Below are 24,777 nucleotides of genomic sequence, written 5' to 3'. Positions count from 1 at the left end.
GGGGGCTTGCAGAGGGGGAGTCGAGGGCCGCAAAACCAGGAGGATGGATCAGATAGGCCGCCTAGGGGCCAGGGGAGAGCGTCTCAAGCCTCCTGGCCCGCCGGCTCGCCGGGCTCCCCGGCCTCAAGCCACTCCTCCAGCTCCCGCTCCTGCCTCTCCAGCTCCTCGAGGTTCCCGGGCATCTTCCTGACCCTGAACACTCCTATCCTGTAGTCGTAGAACTCCTCGCTGCTCGGCGGCTCCACCACCGCGACCAGCTCCGCCTCCGCTCCGAGGTCCTCAAGCACGTAGCGGAAGTCGTCCACCCAGTCGTTTATCCCGCAGGTCTCGCAGAAGCTCCCCTCGAACACCACATAGGCCGTGTCGCCACGCACCTTCAACACCCTGGCCCTGGCCTCGGCGCCCCGGTACCTGTTGTACCGCCTCACAGCCAGGTCCAGGAGCCTCCGCAGCCGGTCCTCGAACCCCTTTTCCCTCGGCGCAGCCAGCACCATGGCCGAGAAGCCACCCCCGGGTGACAAGTAGTACACACTTTGAGAGCGCTGAGGACCGCCCCAGGGTTATAAGCATGCGTTCAAGCCCCCGGGGGCCAGCAGCACGATACTTATACAAGAATCATATAATACCCATGCTAGTGCTAGACTAAACAACCCGGGGACCCGGCGCTATGACCGAGCCCCAGGAGGCCAGGGCAGAGCTGGCCTCCACGGAGGAGGCGGGAGAAGGCCTCTACACAGCAAGGCTGCTCATAAGTTACAGGGGGAGACGCTACACGGTGGAAGCCAGGAGGCTCATCCGCCGCCCCGCAGCCGCGTCGGCAAGACAGCAGGGAGACTACCTACTCATAGAGCTCTACGACGACCAGGGCAAGCCAGTGGCAACATGCTGCATCCACCGGGGGCACCTGGAGAAAGGCTGCCTAGACTGCCCAAGCCTCCTAAACCCGCCACGAGAGAGCCAATAAACCCCACAGCAGGGCTAGACGCCAGAGAGACGCGGGAGCCGAGGAGAGCCCCTCCAGGCAAGGGGGCTCCCCCGGCCCCGCCCCGCCGACAGGGCCGCGTACACGGCCCAGGCGTGGGAGGACGCGGGGACCGGCAAGGCCGGCAAACCCCTCCCACCCCCTACTCGCCCCAGCCCACCGCCCGCGCAAGGCGTGGGGGGATGAGGCAAGGGCGAGGGACCAGGGGTACACGAGGAGGCGCCGTTACGGCAGCTGCGTGAGAGGCCCGTTTCTACATTGGGCTTACCTCTCGCCACGGAGACCTCCAGGTTGACTCCGTCGAGGGGCTTGGCGGCCTGTCTTCCCCCATGGCCTTCCTCGGGTGCCGCCAGGACTGCGCGGAGCTAGAGGTGTGTAGGGTAGCGGGGGAGATCCGGGCTGGGGGCCCCGGATCCCATTCACGCATAGGATCCCCGGCCTCTATTAGACCAAGCCTTCTCAGGTCATTGACGAGCAGCGGGTAAGAGGAAGCGGCTACGTACCTGGCATGCCTAGCTAATCCAGCCTCGTTCAAGGAGATCTTTAAGATCTCAACAGCTTCACTCCTTGGATAGCTCCCTGGCCGAGGCTTTAGCCGGCCTCAGCGCTGCCCTGCTCAAGACTTCCAGCAGCTCCCCGGCGTCAAGCCTCTTAAGCGGCCGCAGCAGGTACGGGTTATACCTCTGGCTCAAAACTCGTCAGCCCTTCCTGAGCAATCGTTGCTCCCAGCCCTCCAAGCCCCCGGAAGCATCAATATTAGCATCATCAATATTAGCATGAGGCCCAGGGGATTCCACCGGAAAAGCCTCATCAGGGAGGGCTAAAACCGGCGCCGCCCCGAAGAGCTGCCATGAGCCTTGGACGGCTCTCCAGCAGGCATAGATCCATAGATCGCTGTCCGGGGTGCTGTGCTGGTCTTGGATGCCCGTGTCAGGGGGGCCTTGGAGGGGTTTGCCGAGGCTGTGCGGGGATCGGGGTACCGGGGGCTCGTTGTGCTCCACTCCCGTAGCCCGGGTGGTGTTGCTGCCGAGGTTGTCGAGCTCCTGGGTGCCAGCGGCGGCTGCGTGGTTGTCGCCCCCCGCAGGCTCGTGCCGTCCTGCCCCGGTGGGTGCCGGTGCTTCTCGCCCGGCGGCTTCCGGCGGGCTCTCGGGCTTGGAGCCGGGCTGGTAGTTGTCGCCACTGATGGGCTTCTCCGCCCCAGCCTTGTAGCCGGCGTCTCGGGCATAGTCTCGGCGGGCGGGCTGCTCGTCGTCGCTGCTCCCCCGCTGGAGGAGTGGGACCCGGGGGTTGGGGGTGGAGGTTACCGCGGGTACCTCCTGTCCAGGCTGAGAGCTGCCCGTGTCCTCTTCTGGGCTGACGCCGACTCCGGAAGGGTCTACGCCCACCGCTCTCCCCGCGGCCGCGCCGGCGGCTGGGCCCGGGGCCCCGGGGGCTATCGTCCCCGGGGCCCGGTTCCCCGCGGGCTGCTGGAGCTGGCCGCCACGCCTGGCCAGGCCAGGGCGCTTGACGAGTTCTCCCTGTTCCTGGGCTCCCGGGCCCGCAGCTTCCTGGTGACGGGGGACCGTGGGAGGGGGAAGAGCTTCCTCCTGGGGCTCGCGGTGGCGCTGGCTGTGAGGCGCGGCGCGGTGGGCGAGGCTGCCGCGGTCGCGCCGGAGCCGTGGGCTCTCGAGAGCTTCTTCCGGGGCCTCGTGGAGGGCCTCGGGGCGCTCGGGGTCGGGTATCGTGTCCGCAGGCGCGGCGGGGACGTGGTGGCTGTGACGGGGCCCTGGTTCCGGGTGGCCTACTATCCACCGGGGGAGGCCCGGGCCGCGGGCATGCTCGTGGTAGATGAGGCTGCGGCGGTGGGGGCTGCGAGGCTGAGGAGGCTCTCCTGGAGGAGCGGGAGGACGCTGACGGCCACCACGGTGCACGGCTACGAGGGGAGCGGGATGGTGTTCGCCCACATGGTGGGGGAGATCCTACCCAGGCCCCTGGTGCGGGTCGAGCTTGCCGAGCCGGTCCGCTACCCGCCGGGGGACCCGCTGGAGGAGTGGGTCTACGAGACCTTCCTCCTCCGCGCCGAGCCCGGCGAGCCCCCGCCGCCCGAGAGGCTAGGCGGCGTCGCCTACGAGAGGCTCGACGCGGGGAGGCTCTCCCGCGACCCGGGGCTGCTCCGCAAGGCCTACGGGCTGCTGGCGCTAGCCCACTACCGTACCGAGCCCGACTACCTACTGGTCCTCCTCGAGCCCGGCGGCCACACGCTCCACATGCTCCGCGCCGGCGGCAGCCTGGTGGCCGTGGCCGACACCGCCACCGAGGAGCCGGGGGCCGGGGGCGGCGGGAGGCTGCTCCATAGCCTGCTCCGGCTCCACGCAGAGGGGGCCGCCGAGGCCCGGGCCGTGAGGGTTGTGAGGATAGCCGTCCACCCCAGTCTCCAGCGCCGGGGGCTCGGCTCCACGCTGCTCCGCCGTGTCGAGGAGTGGGCCCGGGGCCTGGGGGCGGACCTTGTGGGGGCTGTGTTCGCGCGCCACGACGTGCTGGGCTTCTGGCTCCGGGCGGGCTACACGCCGTTCTACGTGAGCCCCCGGTACAACAGGTTCACGGGGGAGAAGAACATCGCTGTGGCGAAGCCTCTCACGGGCCTGGGGGAGAGGCTTGTACTGGAGGCTGCTGGGGAGCTCCGGCTGAAGCTCCTCCTCTCCAGCCACAGCGTCTACAGGGACCTGGCGGCGGAGAAGATAGCGGCTATGCTGGAGAGGCTCCCCCGCGTGGAGCCCCCCGTCAGCCTGGCGAGGGGGCAGGCGAGGAGGCTCTGCCTCTACCTCCGCGGCGCACTGGAGGCCGAGCAAGCCATGGACGCGCTCTACCTGGCGGCCGTCATAGCCCTCTCCAGGCCCCGCGGGGTGGAGAGGCTGCGGGGCAGCCTCCTGGTGCTGGCGGTGGCTAGGCTGCTGCAGGGCAAGCCCCCCGACGAGGCCGCGGAGGCGGCAGGGCTGGGCCTGGAGGAGCTGCCCGCCGCGCTCCGGGAGGCTGCGGGGCTGCTCGCCGGGGAGGCAGGGCTGGACTGCGGGGGCACCCAGCCCCGGGACGGCGGTGGAAAAGGGTGGAGGGGAGGAGGCCTCTAGGGGCCCGAGGGGCTAGTGCATGTAGTAGTAGCCCGGCAGCGCCAGGAACACCAGTATCGACACTACCAGCAGCACCGCGCCCAGCGTCGTCGTGATCCTGCCCCACTTGAGGCCTGCGATGAAGCCGCCGAAGGTGAAGGCTATAATGTCCAGCACGTACGCCACCGCCGCGTACTTCGTCGCGCCGAGCGGCAGGGCTGCAAGGGCTAGGATGAGGCCTATCACGAAGACCGTGGCTGCGAGAGCCCTCTCGCCCACCGGCCATCACCAGAAGCCGCACAATCCATACTGTTTAACCGCAGGCCCCTGAACTATTTCTCTCCTCCGCTCTGGGCCCGCTGGCCCCGAGGGGTGAGCAGTATAGGCCGGTGGAGCCTCCCGGAGGCCACCCCACGGGGCCCGTGAGGAGGCACCTCCACACCCCGGCGCGGCAGCCCCCTAGAGGGGAGGGGCTGTGGCGACTGGGCAAGGTGCCGAGGCCCCTGGTTTAATTGCCGGTTCGAGAGCCGTCTAGCCTCCCCGGGGGCCGCGCTGTGGAGCCCAGCGGCTGCAGCTACAGGCACGCGCTGGTGGGATTAGACCTATCCAGGGTATCGGATCTCCTCGTCTCCTGGCTCCCGAGCCTCCAGAGGGTGGGCACGAGAGTGCTCACCCTCGTCCACGCCATACCCCTGGAGGAGGTCGAGCACGTCGCCGCCGGCTACCCCGTGGACAGGCTGGAGGAGGAGTTGAGGCAGGAGGCCTTGGAGAGGCTTAAGGCCTACGCGGCCGAGCTGAGGAGCCGGGGCTTCGAGGTCGAAATCCTCAGGCCCGTGGCCGGTGTGCCCGCTGTGGTGCTGGCCGAGGAGGCGGCGAGGCTCGGCGCCGACTACATAGTGGTGGCCGAGCGGGGCCAGGGCTGGCTCCGCCGCATCCTCCTAGGCAGCACGAGCGAGGAGGTGGCCCAGATAGCCGACCGGAGCGTCCTGGTCTCCAAGCCCTACGTCAGGGCCGAGGGGGAGAGGAGCCTCCAGGCCCCCGGCGACCCCTGGGGCGGCCCCCTCCTCGCCGCCCTGGCCCTGGACGAGGGCGACGAGCCGGTCCTATGCAGGGCCGTGGAGGCCGCCTCGAGGACGGGGGCTAGGCTGGTCCTGCTCCACGTGCTCGAGGAGGGCGAGGACGAGGAGGAGGCCCGCAGGAGGCTCGAGGAGCTGGCCGAGAGGGCCCGCTCGCGGGGAGCGGGGGAGGTGGAGGCCATGGTAGCCAAGGGTAAGCCTTCGCGGGCGATACTAGGCGAGGCGGCCAGGCTGGACGCCAACATCATATTCATAGGCGCCGGCGGCGAGAGGGGCAGGGAGCTGGGCACGACGGCTGAGGCCGTGCTCCGGCGCGCCAAAGTGCACGTGCTAGTCTGCAAGTAGGTAGCCCGGCGAGACCGCCACCCCCAGGCCCGCCAGCCTGGCGGCGCAGCGGCTGCAGTACCTGGGCTCCTTCGCGCCGACCTCCACTATGCTGTTGCTGAAGCTCATCACGCAGCGGGGGTTGCTGCAGTGGCCGAGGCCCAGGGCGTGGCCTAGCTCGTGGAGCGCCTCCTTCAGCAGCCTCAGCCTGTAGAGGGCCTCGTCGGGCGCATGGCCGTAGAACTCGGGGCGGAGCCTGGCGGTGTAGACCACGGCCGCGCCGCCGCCGAGGACGGCCTGGCCGAAGACGAAGTTGAGCCCGGGGCTGTAGGCATCCGTCCGGGCGACGAGGAGCAGCAGGTCCGCCCCCGTGGCGCGGCGGAGCCTCACCGCCTCCTCGAGCAGGGCCTCGCTGAGGTACTGGCCCCGCCCCGGGTCGTAGGCCCCTGGGGGCAGGGGGACCTGCCTCTCGAGGACCCTGGCCGCAGCCCCCGTGTAGGCCTCGGAGAGCCTGGCGGCGAGCCACTCCAGGCTCTCCCACGGCTCCCCCGCGGCCCCTGCGACGAGTATCATGAGTCCCATGGAGGCGCCCTCTGGCTACCTAGCCGCCCTCCAGGCGGCGTAGTGGAGGCCTATGGCTAGGAGGAAGAGCAGGAGCCCCACCACCGCTGCTGCTAGCTGGCGGCGCGTCAAGCCCGCCGCCCCAGGGCCCCTCTGGGAGGAGCCCTGGTTAAAGGGGGCCCCGGCGGCACCCGGGCCCTGGGGCAGGGTTATGGGCGTCTACCGGCTGCCGGGCTGGCTTCTCCGCGAGAAGCTCCTCGAGGGCGAGATAGACCCGGGCGAATACGTGGCGTCCGTCTACGAGAGGATTGAGAGACTTAACGGGAGGCTTAACGCATACATAACGGTGAGGCCCCGGGAGGAGGTGGAGAGGGAGGTTAGGAGCAGGCTGGAGGAGGCCAAGAGCAGGGGAGGCCTCCCCCTGGCGGGGCTCCTGGTAGCGGTCAAGGACAACATCCATGTCAGCGGGCTCCCGGTTACCTGCGGCTCCAGGATGCTCGAGAAGTACATAGCAGTCTACGACGCCACCGTGGTGGAGAGGCTGCGCGGGGCCGGGGCCGTGGTGGTGGGGAAGACCAACATGGACGAGTTCGCCATGGGCTCCACCGGGGAGACCAGCGCCTACGGCCCCGCGAGGAACCCCTGGAACCCTGACAGGGTGCCCGGGGGGAGCAGCAGTGGCACCGCCGTGGCGCTCGCAGCCGGCATGGCTACGCTGGGGCTCGGGAGCGACACCGGCGGGAGCATAAGGATGCCCGCGGCCTGGACGGGGGTTTACGGGCTGAAGCCGACCTACGGGCTGGTCTCCCGGTACGGCCTCGTCTCCTACGCCGACAGCCTCGAGCAGATAGGCCCGATGGCCAGGAACACCCGGGACCTCGCCGCGGTGCTCGAGGCGATAGCGGGGTTTGACCCGAGGGACTCCACCAGCCTCCGGACCAGGCCCCAGGGGCTGGTGGAGGCGGCTGAGAGGGGTCTACGGGAGGGCGCCCATGGGCTGCGGGTGGCGGTGCTCCAGGAGTTCATGGAGCACCCCGGTGTAGACGAGAGGGTGAAGGGCCTCGTAGAGAGGGCCGCCGGGCTGCTCCGGGATGCCGGGGCCGTGGTGGGGGAGGCCAGGCTGGGCAGGGAGGTGGCTGAGTACAGCCTCCCGGCCTACTACGTGATAGCCATGGCGGAGGCGAGCAGCAACCTGGCCCGCTACGACGGGGTCCGCTACGGGCCCCGGGAGCCGCCCAGGCCCTGGGAGGGCTGGAACACCTACTACTCGAGGATACGCGCCAGGTACCTCGGCGCCGAGGTCAAGCTACGCATAATGCTCGGCTCCTGGATGCTGAGCGCCGGCTACCGCGACCAGTACTACATACGCGCCCTCAGGCTCCGCCGGCTGGTCCGCGACCGGCTGCTCAGGCTGCTCGAGGACAACGATATCCTGCTCGCCCCCGCGGTTATAGCGCCCCCGCCCAGGCTGGGCGAGGTGGCGGACGACCCGGAGAAGATGTACGCCCTCGACCTGGCGACGGTGGTGGCAAACCTCTCCGGCGTGCCCGCTGCAGCCGCGCCGGCCGGCTGGGTGGAGGGGGTACCGCTCGGGGTACAGCTGATAGCTAAGCCTTTAGCCGAGGACAAGCTGTTGCAGGCGCTCGGGGCCCTGGAGGCCGCGAGCGGGCTCCACGACCTGGTGGCGGAGCCCGCCGGGTAGCACGAGCCCCCTGGCCCATCCGCCCCTCCGGAGGGGAGATCTGATATAGGGGGAGCAGAGTGGGGCAGCCCGCCCCGGGGCGCCTCCCCGGGCCCCTCCCGAAGCACCCTGGTGGAGGGATCTTGGTGGCTAAGGAGCTGAATGGAGGCTCCAAGCCCAAGAGCTGGAGCCCCTCAACCCTGCTCGAGGCCCTACGCACAAGCTTCGACGACCTAGAGGCCTACGCGTACATAAACGGGGGTGACCTCGTACTCCGCTCGGAGTACGAGGTCCTCGTCATCCGTGTCCCGGGCAGCCTCGTCTACTGGGACCTCGAGGCCTACCTCTACAAGCTAGGTGCCCAGGTCTACGAGTGCAGGAGGGGCCTGGGCTTCATCCTACCCACGTCCTCGGGGCCCAGGCTGGTCTTCCACGCTAGGATGATACACCGGGAGAACGGCATGGCCTACATAGCTATAGAGCCGAGGGGCGTCGCCGCCCGGGGGGAGAGGCCCAGGCTCTGCTAGCTCCACCATCTCCTCTTTTCAAGGGAGGCGGGGCCGGCCCCGGGGCTCTAGGAGGACCCGCCCCTGCCACCCTCCCCGCGGTAGCGCTCGGCTATCCCGGCCAGTATCCTCGTCTTCTCGAGGGCGTACTCCAGGGGTATCAGGTCGAGCCAGGCGCTGGTTGTTATGAGCAGCTTCTCCGCCCCGGCAGCCTTCACGGCCCGGTCGAGCACATCCCTAGCCTTCTCGTAGCTGTCCGGGTATATGTCGCGGGCCTGCACCACTCCAGCCCCGAGGCCGTGGCCCCCGATGCCCTTTGCCTCTAGGAGCCCCAGGGCCTTGGAGGGGTTGTCTGCCATATCCAGCACTATGTAGTCTGCCCTCACGTCTAGGAGTTTCTCGTACACCTGGGGCTCCGGCACGTTGTAGGGTATAGCCAGCCTCGTGGCGGCGCCCTTGGAGGAGGCCTCCGAGAGTATCCTGGAGTCCAGCTCGGCCGCCAGGGCTGCGTCGTCCGGGCCAGCGTCCAGGTCCGCGAGGAAGGGCTCGTCCACCTGCACCACCGCGGCGCCTGCCTCGGCCGCCTTGGACGCCTCCCTCGCCAGTATCTCCGCTATAGCCTCTGCTAGCTCCTCCAGGCTCCTACCAGTATTGTTCCTGGAGAGCCTGGCGAAGGTCACGGGGCCGGGGAGGACCACCTTGAGCCCCGCGAAGCCGGGGAGGACCCTGCGGATCTGGATCACCCTGGGGGCCAACACGAGCCTCTTAGGGTCAGGCATGTCCGTGAAGACCGGGATCCTGTAGAAGAAGTTGTTGTCGAACCAGCGCAGGAGGCCATCAACCGCCACACCCCTCCACGCCTCGGCGAAGGGGCGGAGAGGGTCGTGCCAGTCCACCACCGGGTCAACGACCGTCCGGAGCCCGGCGCCCAGCTGAGCCCCAAGTATCATGACTGTGTCCTCCCAGGCCACGCGGAGAGCATCCATGAAGCCCTCCTCGGCCCTCTCCTCCAGCCTGCGCAGGGTCTTACGGAGCCTCTCGCTCCGGGGGTAGCCGCCCAGAACCTCAGCCTCCACAACCAGGGCCACGGCCACGCCACCCGAGACGCAGAAGCCCCCGGGGCCTGGAGGATTAGAAGCACTTCCCCAGAGCCACGGGAGAGGACACAGCCGGGCCCTCCAGCGCACGAAACCCACAGTGCCCCGGCTCCTGGCCGGCCCCCGGGGCCTGGGCGGGATGCTTGCCGCTATGGCTGGGGCGGTTTGCCGGTGCTGCTTCCGCCTGGTGGAGAGGCTGGGGTCTCCCCGGGGGCTGTGGCTCCTCTGTTAATCCTGGCTGCACCCTCTGTGGGCGGGGCTAGAGGGGGGTGTAGAGGAGCAGGAAGAAGATGGCTAGCAGCGCTATGCCGAAGGGTATTCCTATCCGGGCCCACTCCTTGGAGGTTATCCCAAGCCTGCCTGCGGCGACTATGTTGGGTATGTTTCCTGGTATCAGCATGCCGCCGGAGACTATTAGGCCTAGGAGCGCTGCCTTGATCTGGCTCAGGGTTAGGAAGGGCCCTATCTCCGCGGCAGTGAGGGTTGCGTTGTCCACCACCGCTGAGATCATGTTGACCCAGTAGAGGATGTAGGGGGGTATCCTGGTGAAGTACCACTTGACGAGGGGTGTGAAGCTGGTGCCCAGCAGCTCCAGCGCGGCCACGAAGATGTAGACGCGGACCGCGCGTATTATCACCGTGTAGAGGGTCTCCCCGTACACCACGCCGCCCACCATGCTCTCCCTGGCCTCCTCCCCGGCGCCCCTGGAGACCCGGAGCGCCGTGTAGGCCGCCACCGCGACCACCGCGGGGACTATGTAGGGGCCCAGGAGGCGGAGGAGGAAGTCGAAGCCCGCATGGTATGGCGGGCCGGAGAGCTTGCTCACGGCTATGGTGGCCAGGGGCTCGCCCACCGGGGTCAGCGCGGCCCCCATGCCCAGGGCGAAGGCTGCCAGCACTGTGGCCTCCACCTTCCTCTCCCGGGGGAGGGGTACCGCGGCCATTATCTCTGCGAACACGACGGCAGCCACTATCACCGATATTATGCCACTGGTTAGGCCGAGCAGCGTTATCATAACGAAGAGGAATCCGCGGAGCCCCAGCCTCTGCAGCAGCCCGCCTATCCCACGGTATATGGGGTCGTGGTACCGCCAGAAGATGAGGCCGGCGATGAGCACGACCTGGGTTATCCCTATGGGCACCCCGTGGAGCATCACCGGGGTTAGGAGCGCCTTCTTAGCCAGATCCGCGAGCCCGCTCGCCGGGAGTATGCCTGCAGCGTAGATGGCTGCCACGGCTATTATACCCATTACCAGGAAGAATGGCTCCAGGTTCTCCTCAACCCTCTTGGAGACCATGGGCAGGGCTAGCACTGCCAGGAGTATCGAGACGAGGACGCCTACCACGCCCGCCACTGGCTCCTGGGGGATGTGGAGCACTACCTCCTCCACGGAAGACACCTTGACAGCCTTTCGGGTCCCCGGGCTCCTCGGCCTCAGAGTGGCTCTAACCTACGGCCAGGGCCTGGGGGTAGAAAAGCAGCTGGGGCCAGAGGGGCTCGGGGAGTGCAAGGGATCATCAGCCCCGCGGGCGGTCAGGAGGCTCAGGCGGTCCTCACTGCCGCCGCGCCCGAGGATGGCCCGCCGGGTGTTTTTGACTCCTACAGGCCGGGCCGGGGCAGCATCATTAGCGCCCCTCCGGCCCCTGGGGCAGCCCGGGGGGCTAGGGGCTGTGGCGGTGAGGGTGCGGATACTCGGCCAGGGGGAGAGGCTGGTGGAGCATCGTAGGGGCATGACCGTGGGGGATGTCTTGAGAGAGCTGGGGCTACTTAGCAACGAGTACGTGGTGGCCCGCAGGGGGAGGGTTGTGACTGAGGACGAGCACGTGGAGGACGGGGACGAGTTGATCCTGTACCCGGTGGTGTCTGGTGGCTAGGTGCAGCGTCTGCGGCAGGCGCGCGGTCTACGTTAACCGTGCGGCGGGCGTGGCCTTCTGCGAGCGCCACTTCCTAGAGTACTTTGACAGGAAGGTGCGGAGAACGATAAGGAGGTATAGGCTCTTCCGCCCCAGGGAGCACATAGTTGTAGCGGTCTCGGGCGGCAAGGACTCGATGGCACTCCTCCACTACCTCCGGGGGCTCGCCAGGAGGGTGCCGGGCTGGAGGGTTACGGCGCTCCTCGTGGACGAGGGTATAAGGGGCTACCGTGAGTACACTGTGAAGAGGCTCGTCGAGTACGCCGAGGAGCACGGGGTCGACTACCATATAGCCAGGTTCAAGGACTACATAGGATACACGCTCGACGAGATAGTGAGGAGGGGGAGGGAGAGGGGGCTCCCCTACCTGCCATGCACTTACTGCGGCGTCTTCCGCCGCTACATAATGAACAAGGCTGCCCGGGAGCTTGGGGGCACGGTGGTGGCCACGGCCCATAACCTGGACGACGTGGTGCAGACCTACTTGATGAACATTATCGGGAACGACTGGGAGAAGGTGGTTAGGCTCGGCCCGGTCTCAGGGCCGGCCAGCCACCCTAAGTTCGTCCGCAAGGTCAAGCCCTTCTACGAGGTTCTCGAGAAGGAGACAGCGCTCTACGCTGTGATCAACGGGCTCTACACGGGGTTCGAGGAGTGCCCCTACGCCAGGCTCAGCATACGCTGGAGCGTGAGGAGGATGATAAACGAGCTGGAGGAGAGGAGCCCGGGGGTCAAGTACTCGCTGCTGAGGAGCCTGGAGACGGCGATAAAGCTACTCCGCAGCCAGGGAGCCGGGGAGGCGGAGAGGCTCTACACCTGCGCCCTCTGCGGCGAGCCTTCAGCCCACCCGGTGTGCAGGGCGTGCCAGCTGAGGCTGCAGCTCGGCATAATGGAGGTTAGCAGGGAGAAGCTGGAGAGCCTGCCGCCCGAGGCCCGCAGGATGGTCGAGGAGTCGCTGCGGCTTGCGGAGAAGAGGAGGCCCGGCGGACGGGGAGACGGGGGTGGCGGGAGCGGTGGCCGGTAGCGGGGGCTGCTTCTACCGCCTCCCCCGCCTCATGGACGTGAACGTGGCCTCCCGCTATATCCGGGGGAGGAGGAAGCTGCTCATAGTCGGGAGGTGCATCGAGGCCGAGAAGCCCTGGGCCCTCGAGAGGTTCCCCGAGGAGGAGTACGTGAGGCTGAGCGTCTGCCTCGAGGACGACCACGTGAACATGGCGGGCTTCAAGCTGGCCGGCATACTCGGCCGCCTCGAGTTCGAGGAGGTGGCTGTGCTGACCACAGATGGGAGCATGCACTGCATCCAGCTCCACTTCATGGTGGAGGAGGTGTTCCGGCTCCTACGCCCCCGGGCCCGGAGGCGCCACTTCGTCGTGGAGGGCGGCCGCGTTGTAGAGGTGCCTCCGGAGGCCGTGAAGACCGCCCGCTACCTGTCGCGGGTCGCGCGGCTGCTCTCCCGGAGCCGCGGCGAGGGCTCCTAGGGGCCTCCCTGCCCCTCTCGGGGACCAGGACCACCAGGGCCCTGAGGATCTCCGGTATCTCGTGGACAAGGAGCCTGGCTATTCTCATAGCCTCCCGGTGGGCCTCGCCGAGCGTCATGTCTGGGGGCGCTTCCAGCCAGAGCTCCACCTCGCGGAAGGTGCCGTAGCTCTCGACGCGGAGCCTCCTTATACGCTGGTGCCTCGAGTAGCGGCGGAGCACCGCCTCAACCTTCGAGAATGTGGAGAGGTACTCGCTCCTAGGCACCACGCCCACCAGGTGCATTGCTGCCTCCCTGGCGGCGCCCAGGAGGCTGTAGGCGACGTAGACGCTCATAGCGGCCACAGCGGCCTTCTCGGGCAGGACTGTGCCAATCATGTTCGAGGCGACCACCGCCAGGCCGCCGGAGACCTCGAACACGGTGTCGAGACCGAGCTTCTTGGCTATCATCCTCACGGCCACCATGTCTATGCCGGCGCGGTCTAGGCTGCGCAGCGAGAGCCTCTCGAGGAGGTAGCTGGCAGCGCCGCTCGCCAGCGGGTAGGCCGCCAGGAGCAGCGGCGTGGGCCCCGAGCTATCGTGGAATAAGTTGCGGGTGGCTGCCGCGAGCGAGACCGCTAGGGACGCCAGGGCTGCCAGGAGGACGGCCAGCGACTCTATCCGGAGTATCTCGTAGCGGGCACGGTAGACGATAGTCCTTGAAGCCGCGACCTTGAAGGCCAGGGCGAGCCCGCCGAAGCTCATAGCCTCCACGAGCCATACAAAGGACTCCATAAGCACTACGCCGGAGGGCCTCCAAGTGTAGAGGGCCAGCCCTGCGGCCGAGAGCAGCAGCGAGGCCAGGGACACGGTATAGGCTGAGCGCAGCGCGGCGGTAGCAGTCAGTATCTTCCTGACAGCAATCCTCCTCGCCATCCCCACCACCCCTCCCCTATGGCCGCGGGAAGGCGAGGAGCCATGCAGGGCCCCGGAGGCGCCCCCTGGAGCTGCAGAACCGGTGGACGCTCAGTGACGACGCGGGTCGAGAGAGGCTCCCTCTTTAGCCTTGCCCTAGCACCTGCCCGGCCTGCACCCCTACAGGCCCCGAGGGGCTGCGTTGATTTATCCCGGCAGAGCCCCGAGAGCCCAGGCCCTAGGAAGGGGAGCAGGGAGGCTTCATGGAGGCGCCGTGCATCCTCGAGAACCCCCACACGCTGCCACCAGAGGAGGCTGCCAGGAGGCTCGGCGTGGACCCCTCCCGGGGCCTAAGCAGCGAGGAGGCTCGGGAGAGGCTGGAGCGCTGCGGCCCCAACGTGATCGAAGCCGGCAAGAAGAGGGGGTTTCTCGAGACATTCCTGGAGCAGTTTAAGAACATGTTCGTGGTCATGTTGCTTGTAGCCACCGCGTTCAGCTTCTACGTTGGCGAGACCGTCGACGCGCTGCTCATACTAGCCATAGTAGTGTTCATGGCAGTGATGGGCGCGGTGCAGGAGTACCGGGCGGAGAGGATCCTCGAGGCGCTGCGTAGGCTGGCCTCGCCCCGGGCTAGGGTGCTCCGCGACGGGAGAGTTGTGGCTGTGGACGCATCAGAGGTGGTGCCCGGCGACATAATAGTTGTGATGGAGGGTGACAGGGTGCCCGCCGACGCCAGGCTGCTGGAGGCTAAGAGCCTCTACGTGGACGAGTCAATGCTCACCGGGGAGAGCGTACCGGTCGCCAAGAGGGCTGACGTGACCCTGCCGGGTGACACAATAGAGCCCGAGCGCGTCAACATGCTCTACGCCGGCACCTTCATCGTGAGGGGGGCCGGGAGGGCCGTAGTCACGGCCACCGGGCGGAACACCTACATGGGCCGCATAGCCCGGATGGTGGCCGAGGCAGGGGAGGAGAGGACCCCGTTCCAGCTGGAGCTCGACAGGCTAGCGAAGAGGATAGCAGTGATGGTCACCGCCATAGCGGCGGCCGCCTTCACTGTGGGCTACCTCCTCCGCGAGGCGAGCCTCGTCAACCTGCTCCTTACCAGCATAGCCCTAGCCGTTGCCGCCGTGCCCGAGGGGCTCCCCGCCATAGTGGTCATAGCGTTCTCCATCGCAGCCTGGAACATGGCGCGGAGGAACGCTCTGGTGAGGCGCCTCGCAGCGGTGGAGGCGCTGGGGTCCGCCAGCGTGGTGGCCACGGATAAGACGGGCACGCTGACTATGAACGAGATGACGGTGAGGCAGCTACACACCCCCGACGGCGGAGTCTACACGGTGACAGGGGAGGGCTACAGCCTGGAGGGCGGCGTCTACGAGGGCGATAGGAGGGTCACAGTGGAGGACAGCCCCCTACTAAGGCTGGCGGCGCTGGTGGCAGCTCTCAACAACAACGCGGCCATAGAGGACGGGAGGGTCCACGGAGATCCTCTCGAGGCAGCGCTGCTCGTGCTGGCGCACAAGCTTGGCCTGGACCCGGGCGACGCCCGGAGAAGGTATAGGAGGCTCCGCGAGATAGGCTTCAGCAGCGAGAGGAAGCGGATGACAGTGGTGGTAGAGGGGCAGGAGGGCATACTGGTTCTCTCCAAGGGCGCGCCCGAGGTTATAATCGAGAGGTCGTCGAGCTACATGACCCGCGGGGGCTCGGTGAAGCCCCTGGGCGTGGAGGAGAGGAGGGAGCTGCTCCGCCGCGTAGAGGAGGTGGCGGCAAGGGGGTTCAGGCTGCTCGCGCTAGCCTACCGGAGGGGCGGCGCGGAAGACCTGGAGGCGGGCGAGGACGAGGTGGAGTCGAGGCTCACCCTGCTGGGCTTTGTAGCAGTCATAGACCCGCCTAGGCCCGAGGTGCCGGAGGCCGTCCGGAGGGCCCTGGAGGCCGGGATCCGGGTGGTGATGGTTACCGGCGACCACCCCTCGACGGCGAGGGCTGTGGCTGAGATGATAGGGCTCCCCAGGGGCAGGGTTGTCACTGGCCAGGAGCTGGAGAGAATGAGCGATGAGGAGCTGAGGGATATTGCAGAGGAGGTGGCCATCTTCGCGCGTGTCACGCCGGAGCACAAGGCGAGGATAGTGAAGGCCTACAAGGAGAGGGGCCACATAGTGGCTGTGACCGGGGACGGTGTGAACGACGCGCCCGCGCTGAAGCTCGCGGATATAGGGGTCGCGATGGGGAAGAGGGGTACCGAGGTGGCAAAGGAGGCGGCCGACATTATACTCCTCGACGACAACTTCGCAACCATAGTTGCGGCTGTGGAGGAGGGGAGGAGGAGCTTCGACAACGTGAAGCGTACAGTGCTCTACCTGCTCTCAGCCAACCTGGCGGAGGTTGCCACAGTCTTCTACGCTGCTGTGAGGGGGATAGGCGTGATATTCAACGCCGCCATGCTGCTCTGGCTCAACGTGGTGACAGATGGGTTCCCCGCCGCGGGCCTGGCCTTCGAGCGGGCCGAGCCAGACGCTATGAAGCGGCCGCCCCGGCGCCGGGGGCAGCCGATACTCGGGAAACCCCAGTTCACCTACCTGGCCCTGCTAGCCACCGTGGAGACGCTGCTGACGCTGGGGCTCTACCATCTCTACGCGCCACGGGGCCCCGGCTATGGCAGGGCCGCCGCCTTCCTGGGCCTCATGTACGCCGAGCTCGCCCAGAGCCTCGCGCTCCGGAGGCTCAACACCCCCATATCGCTGGGCATGCTGGCCTCCAACAAGCAGTGGCTCCTAGGCTACCTGGCCGGGGCCGTGCTCGCCGCGCTGGCTGTGACCGCGCTGGCAGGGCTCTTCCACGCCGCGGGCCTCGGCCTCGGGGATGTGGCTGCGATCTACCTGCTAGCCCACCTGGTAGTGCTGGGGTACGAGGAGTCCAGGAAGAGGCTGGGGCTCCACGTCTAGCCGCCCTTCTCCATCCTCACCCGCGCCTCCAGCAAGCCCTGGTCCGCTATGACGAAGTAGGTCCAGCCCTGGGATATAGGCACGCCCTTCGCCTTCTCTACCAGTATCTCCCCGACCGCCACCCCGGCCTTGAGTGCCTCGCTGTGGTAGCCCACGACTATGAACACGTCGACCATGTGCTCCAGCACCGCCGCTATATCGGCGTGGAGCTGGGTCGGCGTATGGAGCGTCGCAACCACGGGCACTCTGCGGCGCTTAGCCAGGGAGACACGGAGCATGTTCACGAAGTCGTAGACCACTGTCGGCTCGTAGTAGAGGAGGAAGGGGGTTCAGGCTGTCCAGCACCACGAGGCCCCGGCCTCTCATGGAGCCGGAGTCGACCAGCCTCTGGAGAGCCGCCGCGACCATGCGGGTGTCGAGGCTCGGGAGCCTCTCGCCTAGCAGGGGTATGCCCAGCTCCACGTTGCCCCCGGGCAAGGGGGGCTGCAGCCTCCAGGCTGGTTAGATGCGATCGCCCGGAAGAGATATTAGGAGGAGCACGGCACCAGGCCCCCGGGGCTTCGTGGAGTGGTCTAAGGAGTATAGCCCCGCCTACACAGTCCTCAAGGTCCGCCTCGACCCCGGGGAGGAGCTCTGGAGCCAGCCCGGCGCAATGATGCTTATCCGGGGCAGCGTCGAGGTGGGCACCGAGAGCGGCGGCCTGGGCAGCGCGCTCCTCCGCAGGCTCGTGGGCGGGGAGAGCTTCTTCCTCAACCGGTTCCGCGCCGAGTCCCCCGCGGAGATCTGGCTGGTCCCGAACCTGCCCGGCGACATAGAGGCGCTGGAGCTGCGCGGCGACGAGTGGGTGGTGCAGGATACCAGCTACCTAGCCCACCACGGGGACCTGAAGGTCTCGGCCAGGTTCCGGGGCATCCGCGGCCTCGTCGCGGAGGGCGAGCTCTTCTGGCTCAGCGTCCGGGGCACCGGCACCCTCTGGGTGAACAGCTACGGCGCTATAGACAGGGTGGAGGTGCCGGCGGGCGAGAGGATTACGGTGGACAACTACCACTTCGTAGCCATGCCCGCCGACACGGAGTACAGGGTGAGGAAGCTGGGCGGCATGAAGACCCTATTCTTCGGCGGGGAGGGACTGGTGATAGAGGTTGAGGGGCCGGCGGTTCTCTACCTGCAGACCCGCACCCTGCCCCAGCTGGTGGCGGAGATCGCTAGGAGGCTACCTGGATCCAAGTAGAGGGGCCGAGGCCATGGGCGGGATGTACTTCCAGAGGGAGATGGGCGAGGGCTCGACCAGGCCCGGCCGGTTCTCGCCCCGGCGGAGCCTCTCGAGAGCCCTCCGCAGGGGCTCGGCGTCGAAGCCTATGGTGGCGTGGAGCGCTGCCAGCCCCCTCCACCTGCCGAAGCGTCTTGAGATCTCATCCGCCGCGACCTGCTCCGGCACCTTGTAGGCCTCTGCCGCCAGCCGCCGGAGCCACCGGTCCATGGGGAGGGCTGAGTAGTCCCTGCACGCCAGCAGCCGGACGAGCGCGTAGGAGTAGGGGCCTATCCCATGTATCTCCCGGAGCCTCTCGAGGCTGCTGCAATCCAGCTCATGGGCCCTGCTCTGGGCTAGCCGGTGCACCGTGTGAGCCCGGTAGCCCAGCCTGGCCTCATGGAGCACCTCGAGGCTGAGGCTGCTGGGCCGAGGCGTCTCGAGGTAGACGCCGTGAGGTGTGCGGAGCCTCCTGGAGGCCAGGAGGTGGAGCCTGTAGAGCATACCCCAGCCCTGCTTGAACCCCGCGTTCTGCTGGCAGACCGCTACGAGGGATGCGTACCAGACGCTGGTGCTTCTCATCCTCATGCCCGGCATGGTTTCCACGACCCCGCCCGCCAGGGGGTCCCCGCGGGCTAGCCGCTGGTACTCGCCAAGGTCCTCGCCCATCCCCATGATCCACTGTATCCTGCTTATCTCCTCCTCCCAGCACTTCTCGCCCCTCTCCGCGTAGACCTCCAGGAGTATGCGGTCCCCCTCCTCCCTCATAACCGCCACCGAGCCGGTGCACAGCTCCACCTTCACCAGCTCGCCGTCGAACATCCAGCCGAAGCTGTAGACCCTGCCGGTGTCGCGCAGGCTGTAGCCCTCGGGCCTCTTAAGCTCCAGGGTATAAGCCTTCTCCAGGACCAGCGACGCGCTCTCCAACCCCGAGCTGCTCCCCACACGTTAACGAATACCGGTGGCAGCTGGCTTGCATAAAAACATCCAGGGACCCCCCGGGGCGGCGGGGAGTAGGGCTCTTTGGATAGGACGGCGCTCATGCTGGCCCTGGCTGGGCTGCTACCCGGATTAGAGCCACGCTACGCCTTCCCCCTCCTAGCCGTGAGGCTCGGCCTTCTCCCCGCCCTAGCTGTGGCGGCCGCCGAGACGTTGGCACTGGCCTTGGCGCTCCCCCTGGTGGCCGAGAGGGCCTGGCTACTGCTCGTTAGGTGGGGCGGGCGCCTAGGCATCGCGTCGAGGGTGACCGCGAGGATCGAGAGGGCCAGGGAGAAGGCACGGAGGCTGGTATCGAGGTACGGTGTCCCAGGCCTAGCCGTCTTCGTAGCCATACCGCTCCCCGTAACCGGCATCTACACCGGCGCCGTGGTTGCCGCGCTCCTAGGCGTGCCCAGGGCGAAGGCCGGCGTAGCGCTGGCCGCCGGGGGCATGGCGGCACTGCTGCTGGTCGCCCTCCCCGCGCTAGGGGCAGGCCACCTAGCCGGGTGAGCAGCCAGGAGGCCGGGGGCACGGAGGCCTTGGCGGGGGAGCCGCTCTCGGCCGTGAGGGTCAGGGGCGAGGGAGCCAGGGCGGTGCGCGAGAGCGGGGCGCTGATGGTCTACCGGAAGTGGGTGGAGGCGCCCCGGGGCCTCGCCCCAGGCAGCCTCGTGGTCGTAGAGGGCCCTGGAGGCGATGTGCTGGGCTGCGGCTTCTACGACACCGCGGGCCCTGTAGCGCTCCGGCTAATCGAGACCGGGGGCTGCAGCTACGGGGGCAGCGAGGAGGCAGTATACTCCCTGGTGGAGCGGGCCTACCGGGCGAGGAGGAGGCTGGGGCTCGCCGGGGACCCGGAGGCCGGGTACCGGCTGGTGCACAGCGACGGCGACATGATGCCCGGGCTGATAGTCGACGTGTATGGTGACCTCGCGGTATATCAGTCAAGCAGCATAGTCTGGGACATCCACGGGCCCCTAGTGGCCAGGGCCGTGGCCGAGGTGGCTGGCGCCCGGCACGTCTATGAGAAGAGCGCGCAGAGGACGAGGCGGGACATAGGCCTGCCGCCGAGGGAGGGGCTCCGGCTGGGCGAGAAGACGAGAGCGGTTATACGCGAGGGGGAGGCCCGCTTCATAGTCGACGCCAGGATCGGGCAGAAGACCGGGTTCTTCCTCGACCAGAGGCTCAACAGGCTGGACTTCGGTAGGCTCGCGGAGGGGAGGGTGCTTGACCTCTTCAGCTACACCGGGGGCTTCGGCATCCAGGCCCTGGTGAACGGGGCCGAGAGAGCTGTTTTCGTGGAGGAGGATGAGAGGGCGCTGAGGCTGCTCCGGGAGAACCTGGAGCTGAACCGGGTGGCCGACCGGGCTGAGGTGGTGTGGGATAACGCGTGGAGCTTCCTTCGCAGGGCGGCCGCGGAGGGCCAGAGGTACGACTCTATCTCCGTGGACCCGCCGGCCTTCATACCCCACCCCGGGGCGAAGCGCCAGGGAGTGAGGGCGTATGAGAGGCTCTACAGCCTCTCGGCCAGGCTCGCGGCCGAGGGCTCGCTGCTCGTGCTGAGCAGCTGCAGCACCCACCTAGGCCGCGGCGAGTTCATGGCGGTGGCTGCGAGGGCCCTGGCGAGGGCCGGCGCTGGGTACCGGCCTCTAGGCGGCGTCAGGGGTATGCCGCCCGACCACCCGGTGCGGCCCTCCTCGCCGCACCTGGAGTACCTGAAAACCCTCTTCGTGCTCCTGGGCTAGGCCAGCTCGTCCATATAGAGGTAGTGGCTCTCACTGGGCGTGTAGAGGCCCGGGGCCGGCTGCTCATCCTCCACGAGGGCGGCCGCCGAGAAGAGGGCTAGCGCGGCCAGCGCCGCCACCAGGGCTGCCGGGGGCACGGCTGGTCCCACAGGTATCCCACCCTATAGGGCTAGAAGAGTTTTACGCCGCGCAGCCCACGGGCACGAAGGGCTACACCCTATCTAGTATTCCCCGACGGAGAAGCCCGTGGGGCAGAAGAGTCGTGCCTATACCCCTTCCACGGGTAGCGGAGGAGGTGGGCATAGTCCTCAGTGGCGCCAGCGCCTCCATAGCGCCCATAGTCCTGCGCCGCGACCGCGAGCTGAGGGTGCTCGAGGAGGACTTGGTGCTCCTAGCCGACCCCCGGCTCGAGGGCTACTACATGCTCGGCGTTGTGCGCTGGATAACCAGGTACGAGCCCTTCCTGCGCCGCAGCGTCCACAACATGTACGTGGAGCACCCGGACGCCCTTGACACGGAGACGGTGATGCCGTTCTCCAACGCCTATGTGGAGATATACGCAGGCATATGCGATGGAGGCCCCGTCTGCAACGGGAGCCACAGGGCTGTGAACAACGTGTACGCGCCTACCCCGGGCAGCAAGGTGTTCAAGCTGACCGATGCCGAGCCCTTGACAAGCTACCTCACAGTCTCGGACCCCATAACCGTCGGGGTGCACCGCTACAGCAGGTGGCGTATCCCCCTGGACAGCGCGTGGCTCAACTACCATGTAGGCGTCTTCGGGGCGACCGGTACCGGGAAGAGCAGGCTGATCCTCCGCCTAATAAGAGAGATTGTTGGGAAGGGCTACAGACTGATAGTGTTCGACCACAGCGGGGTCGACTACACGCCCTACGCCGGCGAGCTAGGCGCCACGGTGGTGAAGTCCTCCGAGATAAGGATAGAGCCCCAGATATTTGCATCAATAATAGCAAGGCTCACGGGGGTCCAGCACCAGCAGCGTGACGCGGTGGAGATAGCGTCACTATGCTACGCTATGAAGGTCTATAGTGAGAACGGGGGAGGCGAGCGGTACCAGAGCGAGGAGTGCAGCGAGATCCTGGGCCAGGGGAGGAAGGGCCTGGCACGCTACACCAGAGGCCCCAGGGCGGACGAGGATGAGCGGAAGAGCGCCAGGGAAGAATTCCTAGAGTTGCTGAACAACGTGGTGCACCACCTCAACATGCGCGCCTCGAGCGCAGTGAAGCTCCGGCTCCTGGTCCGCCTCACCGTGCCGGAGAGGCTGTTCGAAGGCCTGCGGAGCCGGCTCCGGGAGCCCTCCGATATAGTCGACATGGCTCTCCGGGACCGCCTAGTCATAGTGGATATGAGCGACGAGCAGGACATAGAGGTTAAGAGGGGGATCGTAGCCTCAATAGCCGAGGCGGCGTGGGAGAAGATAGCCGGGGAGAGGAAGGAGGTAAACCTGGGCCTCGTCGTGGACGAGGCGCAGAACTATGCCTGCGAGTACTGCGGCGAGGCAGGCCGCTCCCTGGAGACTATAGCCAGGGAGGGGAGGAAGTGGCGCTACTTCGTCATAGTGGCTAGCCAGCGCGTGGCGAGGGACATAAGGCCCGGGGTTCGAAGCAACCTGGGCACAGTGTTCTTCTCGAAGCTCCAGTCGACGGGCGACCTGCAGGAGCTGGCGGGCTACCTAGACCTGGGCAGGGTCACCGAGGCGAGCCTGGCGATGCTGGGGCGCCGCGAGTTCTACGTGGCCGGGCTTATGAACCCGCTGAGGAGGCCCCTACTGCTCCACATCGACAGCGTGGGCGGGGAGGACTAGCCCCGGCGTCGCCGGGGCTCGTAGACGTATCTTTTCTCCGGGTTCGTGTGGCTTAGGAGTACCAGGGCCCTGGTGCCGCCCACCTCCTCCAGCATCTCCGCCAGGTGGCTTATTATCCTCCTCCTGAGCAGCTCGAGCATCCTCGACTCGAGCCTCGTGTACTCGTCCACCAGGTCTATCGGGTAGGGGAGCCCCGTGGCAGGGTTTGTCAGCGTGTTGAGCATCGAGAGCAGCTTCTTGAGCCCCAGGCCGCCGTAGTCTAGCACCTCGACGCGGACCGCCTGGAGCCCCGGGCGGGGCAGGGAGGGCTTGTAGAAGGCCACCGTTACTCTCCCGTACTCGCTGCGCAGGCCCAGCCTCTCCTCGACTATACTCCGGTATTTCCCCGGGTCTAGGCCCTTCTCGGCAGCCACTATCTCGGCGTACCGGGGGAGGATCTCCTGGAACTGGCCTGCCACTAGGTACTCGCCGCGGCTCAGGAGGAGGCTCATCAGCGCCTTGTCGTTTATGCTGAGGCGGCGGCCGAGCCGGGCGCCCAGGAGCCGGGAGTAGCTCCGCTTAACCACTCCCACCAGGGTCAGCCGGAGGCTCCTAGCTCTCTCCAGGAGCCTCGCGACCTGCTCGTCTAGCCTGACTAGCAGCCTGCTCCTGGCCACGGTCTTCTGGCTCTTGAAGAGGAGGGGGTAGGGCACCAGCTCGCCGTCGAAGAGTATGACGCGGGCGTTCATAGAGCCGTCCTCCACGTAGCCGAGCACACGGTGGGCAACCGCCTTCTCGACTAGCTTGGCGTAGAGTGGCAGGATGCGCTGAGTATCCTCGGTGTCGACAAACCGGGCCTGGGCGTATACGTCGTGGCGCCTCACGCCCCTCGCCGCGAGGCCGCCGAAGCTCACGTAGCCGGCTACCACGGCTATGAGGCGGCCGCCGACGAGTTCCACGCCGCCGTCAATGGGGAATGTTGAGTCTATAGCGACGCCCGGCTCCGGCTGGGCCTCGCCTAGCCGGCCGCGGGGCAGCGAGCCGAGCTGCCGCGAGAGCCCCTCGTCGCTCGTGTACTCCTCCCTGAAGCCCAGTATCTTGCTGGCTATCTTCTCCGCTATGTAGCGGCTGGTCTCCAGCAGCATCTGCACCGCTGGTGTAAGCTCTATCTCTTCCTCATCCTCCTCCGGCGCCGGGCCGCCCGGCAGGGGCCCCGGTGCTCCGCCGGGCCAAGCCATTGCTCCCACTCGTCCCCTCTACTAGGACTCACACCCCACGTACTACCTTGAATACCCGCCGGGGGCCCTGGCGCGGCCCGAGGGGCAGACGAGGGCATGGGGCCGGGTTGAGGCGCACGCTGCTCATAGCAGTGCTCCAGCTGGTGCACATAGCGAGCTGGGCGGCCTACTACGCCCTTACGAGGGAGCTGTACAGCGGGGAGCCCGGGTTCCTAGTGAGGCTTGCGGCCGCCGAGACGCTTCCCACTGCCGTGGGGCTGCTCGGCGGAGCGGTTGCGGAGAGGAGGGGCTACCGTACCGCCCTCGCCCTGGGGCTCCTAGAGGGCCTCTTCCTGGCATCCGCGGGGGTCTTCATCCATAGGCCCCTGCTGCTCTGGGCCAGCGCCCTACTGGCTAGCCTCTTCTGGTCCATGGCCGGCCCCCAGGTGCTGGGCTACTCCCTAACCATTACCCGCGGGAGCGGCTCCCGGCTAGGGGTTGTACTGGCGGGTGGCACGCTGGGCTGGAGCCTTGGGGGCTCGGTCGCCCCCCTGGCGGCCAGGGTTCTGGGCCCCGGCCGGGTGGTCGCGGCCGGGGGAGCGGCCGTTGTGCTCGTCTACCTGGTCCTTGCCCTGCTCTCGGGGGGCACCCGGCCTGCCCGCAGAAGCGGGGAGGATGCCTCGCGCTCAACGCTGGCAGCCATGATGCTGCTCTCCAGCCTCGTGTTCACCGGGACAGAGGTAATAGGCTCGGTATACATGGCTAAGCTGAGTGTGGAGGCCGGCAACCTGGGCTACGCCGCGGCCAACGCGGCTACAGGGCTTATGGCTGCCGCCGCGCGTCCCCTGGCAGGCAGGGTCATCGATCGGGCTGGGAGCGGGCTGGTGCTGGCCGCGAGCCTGGCCGCCTACACCGTCTACACGCTCCTCCTCCACAGCCTCCACGGGCTCGGCTTCGTGGCCGTCTGGCTCATCCCGCTCTACCCGTTCCTGGACACCAGCCTCTACAAGCTGGCTGCAAGCCTCCTCGGAGACGCTATGGGCACCGCCGCCGTCATCTCGGGCTATAGCCTCGCAGGGGCAGTGCTCCTCGCCGCCTCCCAGAGGGGCCTGGGGGTCTGGGGCTACACGCTGCTGGCGGTCACGGCCTTCCAGCTAGCCCTTGCGCTGGCGGTCCTGCTGGCCGGGAGGGCTGGGGAGCTGAGGCTACTAGCCTCAGCCTTATTAAAGGGGGGGTGGTGAGGGGAGGCCCGGGG

At 67.5% G+C, this 24,777-nt stretch carries 25 protein-coding genes and 1 pseudogene; 15 read left to right on the top strand and 11 right to left on the bottom strand.

The window, feature by feature from the left end; genetic code table 11:
* Positions 1–83: 83 nt before the first annotated feature.
* Positions 84–521 carry a hypothetical protein gene (locus CF15_RS01035; protein WP_201783062.1) on the bottom strand — a complete coding sequence of 146 codons (438 nt, stop codon included), beginning with the start codon at positions 519–521 and terminating at the stop codon, positions 84–86.
* 146 nt (positions 522–667) lie between these two features.
* Between CF15_RS01035 and CF15_RS01030 the strand changes: the two genes are divergently transcribed.
* Positions 668–964, top strand: coding sequence for a hypothetical protein (locus CF15_RS01030; RefSeq protein WP_058370140.1), 297 nt, complete (start codon positions 668–670; stop codon positions 962–964).
* Positions 965–1,542: 578 nt separating this feature from the next.
* Here CF15_RS01030 and CF15_RS09245 read toward each other — a convergent pair.
* Positions 1,543–1,674, bottom strand: a complete 132-nt coding sequence (locus CF15_RS09245) for a hypothetical protein (protein ID WP_269082794.1) — start codon at positions 1,672–1,674, stop codon at positions 1,543–1,545.
* Between the two features lie 225 nt (positions 1,675–1,899).
* Between CF15_RS09245 and CF15_RS01025 the strand changes: the two genes are divergently transcribed.
* On the top strand, positions 1,900–4,086 hold the full coding sequence (locus tag CF15_RS01025; RefSeq protein ID WP_058370139.1) for a GNAT family N-acetyltransferase: 2,187 nt from the start codon (positions 1,900–1,902) through the stop codon (positions 4,084–4,086).
* Between the two features lie 12 nt (positions 4,087–4,098).
* Here the strand turns inward: CF15_RS01025 and CF15_RS01020 are convergent, their stop codons facing one another.
* Complete coding sequence (locus CF15_RS01020) at positions 4,099–4,344, bottom strand: hypothetical protein (RefSeq protein ID WP_058370138.1); 246 nt, start codon at positions 4,342–4,344, stop codon at positions 4,099–4,101.
* A 233-nt stretch (positions 4,345–4,577) separates the two neighbouring features.
* On the opposite strand from CF15_RS01020, the gene CF15_RS01015 reads away from it, so the two are divergent.
* Positions 4,578–5,486: a universal stress protein gene (locus CF15_RS01015; RefSeq protein WP_083494400.1), complete on the top strand. Its 909-nt coding sequence runs from the start codon at positions 4,578–4,580 to the stop codon at positions 5,484–5,486.
* Here the strand turns inward: CF15_RS01015 and CF15_RS01010 are convergent.
* Positions 5,472–6,047 carry an archaemetzincin family Zn-dependent metalloprotease gene (locus CF15_RS01010; RefSeq protein WP_083494399.1) on the bottom strand — a complete coding sequence of 192 codons (576 nt, stop codon included), beginning with the start codon at positions 6,045–6,047 and terminating at the stop codon, positions 5,472–5,474. The two genes, CF15_RS01015 and CF15_RS01010, sit on opposite strands and share 15 nt — an antisense overlap.
* A gap of 190 nt (positions 6,048–6,237) precedes the next feature.
* Here CF15_RS01010 and gatA point away from each other — a divergent pair, with 190 nt between their 5' ends.
* Positions 6,238–7,728 carry an Asp-tRNA(Asn)/Glu-tRNA(Gln) amidotransferase subunit GatA gene (gene gatA, locus CF15_RS01005; RefSeq protein WP_058370135.1) on the top strand — a complete coding sequence of 497 codons (1,491 nt, stop codon included), beginning with the start codon at positions 6,238–6,240 and terminating at the stop codon, positions 7,726–7,728.
* A 125-nt stretch (positions 7,729–7,853) separates the two neighbouring features.
* Positions 7,854–8,234 (top strand): hypothetical protein, encoded by a 381-nt coding sequence (locus CF15_RS01000; RefSeq protein WP_168371192.1) that lies wholly within the window; start codon positions 7,854–7,856, stop codon positions 8,232–8,234.
* Between the two features lie 47 nt (positions 8,235–8,281).
* On the opposite strand, the gene CF15_RS00995 is transcribed toward CF15_RS01000, so the two are convergent.
* Together CF15_RS00995 and CF15_RS00990 are read right to left on the bottom strand one after the other, a co-directional pair.
* Positions 8,282–9,307, bottom strand: a complete 1,026-nt coding sequence (locus CF15_RS00995; RefSeq protein ID WP_058370133.1) for a uroporphyrinogen decarboxylase/cobalamine-independent methonine synthase family protein — start codon at positions 9,305–9,307, stop codon at positions 8,282–8,284.
* Between the two features lie 262 nt (positions 9,308–9,569).
* On the bottom strand, positions 9,570–10,700 hold the full coding sequence (locus CF15_RS00990) for a DUF1646 family protein (protein ID WP_236698079.1): 1,131 nt from the start codon (positions 10,698–10,700) through the stop codon (positions 9,570–9,572).
* A gap of 280 nt (positions 10,701–10,980) precedes the next feature.
* Between CF15_RS00990 and CF15_RS08475 the strand changes: the two genes are divergently transcribed.
* Genes CF15_RS08475 through CF15_RS09115 form a run of 3 tightly spaced genes read left to right on the top strand, consistent with a single transcriptional unit; the run spans position 10,981 to position 12,701 of the window.
* The gene (locus CF15_RS08475; RefSeq protein WP_058371317.1) at positions 10,981–11,184 is read left to right on the top strand and encodes a MoaD/ThiS family protein; all 204 of its coding nucleotides are present in this window, start codon (positions 10,981–10,983) and stop codon (positions 11,182–11,184) included.
* Positions 11,177–12,247, top strand: coding sequence for a TIGR00269 family protein (locus CF15_RS00980; protein ID WP_058370131.1), 1,071 nt, complete (start codon positions 11,177–11,179; stop codon positions 12,245–12,247). The genes CF15_RS08475 and CF15_RS00980 overlap by 8 nt, the downstream gene beginning before the upstream one ends.
* Positions 12,237–12,701, top strand: a complete 465-nt coding sequence (locus CF15_RS09115; RefSeq protein WP_236698077.1) for a 4Fe-4S ferredoxin — start codon at positions 12,237–12,239, stop codon at positions 12,699–12,701. The genes CF15_RS00980 and CF15_RS09115 overlap by 11 nt, the downstream gene beginning before the upstream one ends.
* 55 nt (positions 12,702–12,756) lie before the next feature.
* On the opposite strand, the pseudogene CF15_RS09330 reads toward CF15_RS09115, so the two are convergent.
* Positions 12,757–13,614, bottom strand: a pseudogene (locus tag CF15_RS09330) (cation efflux transmembrane domain-containing protein); the annotation flags it as partial.
* Between the two features lie 242 nt (positions 13,615–13,856).
* Between CF15_RS09330 and CF15_RS00965 the strand changes: the two are divergent.
* Complete coding sequence (locus tag CF15_RS00965) at positions 13,857–16,535, top strand: cation-translocating P-type ATPase (protein ID WP_058370128.1); 2,679 nt, start codon at positions 13,857–13,859, stop codon at positions 16,533–16,535.
* Here CF15_RS00965 and CF15_RS00960 read toward each other — a convergent pair.
* Positions 16,532–16,834 carry a hypothetical protein gene (locus tag CF15_RS00960; protein WP_058370127.1) on the bottom strand — a complete coding sequence of 101 codons (303 nt, stop codon included), beginning with the start codon at positions 16,832–16,834 and terminating at the stop codon, positions 16,532–16,534. The genes CF15_RS00965 and CF15_RS00960 overlap by 4 nt on opposite strands.
* 65 nt (positions 16,835–16,899) lie before the next feature.
* Between CF15_RS00960 and CF15_RS08720 the strand changes: the two genes are divergently transcribed.
* Together CF15_RS08720 and CF15_RS00955 are read left to right on the top strand one after the other, a co-directional pair.
* Positions 16,900–17,040: a hypothetical protein gene (locus CF15_RS08720; protein ID WP_168371191.1), complete on the top strand. Its 141-nt coding sequence runs from the start codon at positions 16,900–16,902 to the stop codon at positions 17,038–17,040.
* 57 nt (positions 17,041–17,097) lie between these two features.
* On the top strand, positions 17,098–17,766 hold the full coding sequence (locus tag CF15_RS00955; RefSeq protein ID WP_058370126.1) for a TIGR00266 family protein: 669 nt from the start codon (positions 17,098–17,100) through the stop codon (positions 17,764–17,766).
* On the opposite strand, the gene CF15_RS00950 is transcribed toward CF15_RS00955, so the two are convergent.
* Positions 17,749–18,711 (bottom strand): DNA glycosylase family protein, encoded by a 963-nt coding sequence (locus tag CF15_RS00950; RefSeq protein WP_236698075.1) that lies wholly within the window; start codon positions 18,709–18,711, stop codon positions 17,749–17,751. The two genes, CF15_RS00955 and CF15_RS00950, sit on opposite strands and share 18 nt — an antisense overlap.
* 96 nt (positions 18,712–18,807) lie before the next feature.
* Here CF15_RS00950 and CF15_RS00945 point away from each other — a divergent pair, with 96 nt between their 5' ends.
* Both CF15_RS00945 and CF15_RS00940 read left to right on the top strand, forming a co-directional pair.
* Positions 18,808–19,272 (top strand): small multi-drug export protein, encoded by a 465-nt coding sequence (locus tag CF15_RS00945; RefSeq protein ID WP_058370125.1) that lies wholly within the window; start codon positions 18,808–18,810, stop codon positions 19,270–19,272.
* A gap of 29 nt (positions 19,273–19,301) precedes the next feature.
* Complete coding sequence (locus CF15_RS00940; protein WP_236698074.1) at positions 19,302–20,501, top strand: class I SAM-dependent rRNA methyltransferase; 1,200 nt, start codon at positions 19,302–19,304, stop codon at positions 20,499–20,501.
* Here the strand turns inward: CF15_RS00940 and CF15_RS08715 are convergent.
* The gene (locus CF15_RS08715; RefSeq protein ID WP_168371190.1) at positions 20,498–20,638 is read right to left on the bottom strand and encodes a hypothetical protein; all 141 of its coding nucleotides are present in this window, start codon (positions 20,636–20,638) and stop codon (positions 20,498–20,500) included. The genes CF15_RS00940 and CF15_RS08715 overlap by 4 nt on opposite strands.
* Before the next feature lie 125 nt (positions 20,639–20,763).
* Here CF15_RS08715 and CF15_RS00935 point away from each other — a divergent pair, with 125 nt between their 5' ends.
* Positions 20,764–22,326 (top strand): ATP-binding protein, encoded by a 1,563-nt coding sequence (locus CF15_RS00935; RefSeq protein ID WP_058370124.1) that lies wholly within the window; start codon positions 20,764–20,766, stop codon positions 22,324–22,326.
* On the opposite strand, the gene CF15_RS00930 is transcribed toward CF15_RS00935, so the two are convergent.
* The gene (locus tag CF15_RS00930) at positions 22,323–23,543 is read right to left on the bottom strand and encodes a DNA double-strand break repair nuclease NurA (RefSeq protein WP_058370123.1); all 1,221 of its coding nucleotides are present in this window, start codon (positions 23,541–23,543) and stop codon (positions 22,323–22,325) included. The genes CF15_RS00935 and CF15_RS00930 overlap by 4 nt on opposite strands.
* Positions 23,544–23,650: 107 nt before the next feature.
* Here CF15_RS00930 and CF15_RS00925 point away from each other — a divergent pair, with 107 nt between their 5' ends.
* Positions 23,651–24,763 carry a hypothetical protein gene (locus tag CF15_RS00925; protein ID WP_058370122.1) on the top strand — a complete coding sequence of 371 codons (1,113 nt, stop codon included), beginning with the start codon at positions 23,651–23,653 and terminating at the stop codon, positions 24,761–24,763.
* The last annotated feature ends 14 nt before the right edge of the window (positions 24,764–24,777 follow it).

Source organism: Pyrodictium occultum (genome assembly GCF_001462395.1).
Classification (GTDB): domain Archaea; phylum Thermoproteota; class Thermoprotei_A; order Sulfolobales; family Pyrodictiaceae; genus Pyrodictium; species Pyrodictium occultum.
The sequence above is the reverse complement of the archived record's forward strand: the minus strand, read 5'-3'. Positions and strand labels throughout refer to the sequence as shown.

Coding starts and splice junctions, on each gene's coding strand:
- CF15_RS01030 (WP_058370140.1), top strand. CDS start 668: ATGACCGAGCCCCAGGAGGCCAGGGCAGAGCTGGCCTCCACGGAGGAG.
- gatA (WP_058370135.1), top strand. CDS start 6,238: ATGGGCGTCTACCGGCTGCCGGGCTGGCTTCTCCGCGAGAAGCTCCTC.
- CF15_RS00965 (WP_058370128.1), top strand. CDS start 13,857: ATGGAGGCGCCGTGCATCCTCGAGAACCCCCACACGCTGCCACCAGAG.
- CF15_RS01010 (WP_083494399.1), bottom strand. CDS start 6,047: ATGGGACTCATGATACTCGTCGCAGGGGCCGCGGGGGAGCCGTGGGAG.
- CF15_RS00930 (WP_058370123.1), bottom strand. CDS start 23,543: ATGGCTTGGCCCGGCGGAGCACCGGGGCCCCTGCCGGGCGGCCCGGCG.
- CF15_RS08720 (WP_168371191.1), top strand. CDS start 16,900: ATGGAGCCGGAGTCGACCAGCCTCTGGAGAGCCGCCGCGACCATGCGG.